The sequence below is a fragment of the Mesorhizobium sp. P5_C1 genome (assembly GCF_054049815.1).
The window spans coordinates 1-1,848 of record NZ_JBFULQ010000814.1 but is presented as its reverse complement, the minus strand read 5'-3'; the positions used below and the strand labels follow the sequence as shown (position 1 = coordinate 1,848).

Below are 1,848 nucleotides of genomic sequence, written 5' to 3'. Positions count from 1 at the left end.
CCGTCAAGCCGGTTTGGTTCGATCGAAAGTCGGCTTCCAGTCGCGGTTSCGCTGCCTCATCTGGCCTTCGTAGTCAGGAATGACAGTGAAGAAAACCGGGCGCCGATCGCGGCCGGCAGCCTTGCAATCCGAGCAGCCGAATAGCCGGACAAGATCCCAATGCATTGAGCCGTGTTCAGGCCCAAGCCTGTCTATGAGCGCCTTAATGTCGAGCTTGGTCGACTTGCAGCACATCGGTGCGCGCAATTCACGTACATGGTTTCGCGGGCTGCAAGGTGTCGGCGCAGCCGGCGCGCAATGGCGAAGAGGTTTTAAGCCGCGCCACGCATCAAAGTAGCACCGACCCATGTTGGGCTTCCATCCCATCAATTGGATGACGCGGGCTCATCTATATTAGCTAGCGCTTAACGAAGCCGCTGGCCGTGAGCGTTGATCGGGTGTAGTCTTTTCGATCCGTATCGGCGGAGGGACAGCCGCATGCGTGGTCTGATCGGCAGCTTGCTCATTTGTCTGGGTGCGCTCACAACCACCGAGGCCGGTTCTCTTCATGACGCGGCCAAGAGCGGCGATCTAAATGCCATCGCGGCGGCGCTTGATGCCGGCGCCAATATTGAGGAGCAAGAGAAAGGCGCCACGCCGCTCTTCCTGGCGGTGCGCAGCGGCCACGCGGAGGCCGCTGAACTGCTGATGAAGCGCGGCGCCAATGTCAACAAGGAGTCGGCGCTCGGTCTGCCGATGACTGTTGCCGTGTTGAAGAACGCCGCCGATATGATCCGGCTGCTGCTGGCGCATGGCGCTGACGCCAATGGCACGACGCGGGGCGAGCCGATGCTGACTCTCGCCGTCGAGAACAGCTGTCTCGACTGCGTCAAGGTGCTTGTTGAAGCCGGCGCGGACGTCAACGCCGTCTGGATCCGGGGTGACCCCGCCCGTCTACCGGGCATTATCACGCCCTACCACCTTGCAAGGAACGAGGACCATGCCGATATCGCCGCCTACCTAAAGGCCCACGGCGTCGTCATTCTGAAGCCCGAGCCGATGTCTGCGAAGCTGGCAAAGGCTGATCCGGTAAAGGGCGCTGTGTTCTTTGCCGCTAACTGCGCTCCCTGCCATGTGACGCGTGCACAAGATGTATCCACCATCGGCCCGAACTTGTGGGGAATTGTCGGACGCGACAAGGCGTCGGCAAAGTTCGACCGCTATTCCAAGACCCTGATGGCTTGGGACGGTGCCTGGACGTACGAGGATCTTAACATTTTTCTAGCCGGTCCCACGCTCACGACGCCCGGCGTAAACATGGACGTGCGTGGCGCGTCCGAGGAGAGCGATYGGCTGAACGTCATCGCCTATCTGCGAACGCTCTCCGACTCGCCGGTTCCGCTGCCCTAATCTGCATGGCCGGCGCCCGGTTTGTACGGGATTGAAGTCCAGGAAGGCGCCAGTTGGTCGAACTTCACCAGCGAAGGGAGGTCATATCGATCCGAGAATCGTTATTGCCGCTGATGGGGTTTACCGACTGGCACGCAAGCGTCGGCGAAGAAGGTACGCCCATTTGGACACGCTTCATCGCGAGAACGGACTCATGGGAGGTCCGTCCAAAGAAGCCCGAAGAGGAAGCCAAGGCTTTCTTGTGGTATCTTCTACCGTTTTAAGCGTCGCCCAACGCGCCGCCGGCAACGCTGACCACGAGCCGGCCCACGTCGGCGGGTCGCTTCTGTCCTCAGGTCCTCGAGGCATAGGTCCTTACTGCTTCGGCGACGATTATTATTTGACAGACCCGGCCAGAAGGCTAGCTCCAGACGCAACAGAAATGGCCGGTGCGAGGGATGCTTGTGAGCGAGCGCACCG

The 1,848-nt window shown here is 60.5% G+C and carries 1 protein-coding gene; it reads left to right on the top strand.

All coding sequences use genetic code 11. From position 1 onward, the window contains the following. The first annotated feature begins 477 nt into the window (after nt 1-477). Nucleotides 478-1,389: an ankyrin repeat domain-containing protein gene (locus ACXJ7R_RS31575; protein ID WP_457155232.1), complete on the top strand. Its 912-nt coding sequence runs from the start codon at nt 478-480 to the stop codon at nt 1,387-1,389. Nucleotides 1,390-1,848 lie beyond the last annotated feature (459 nt).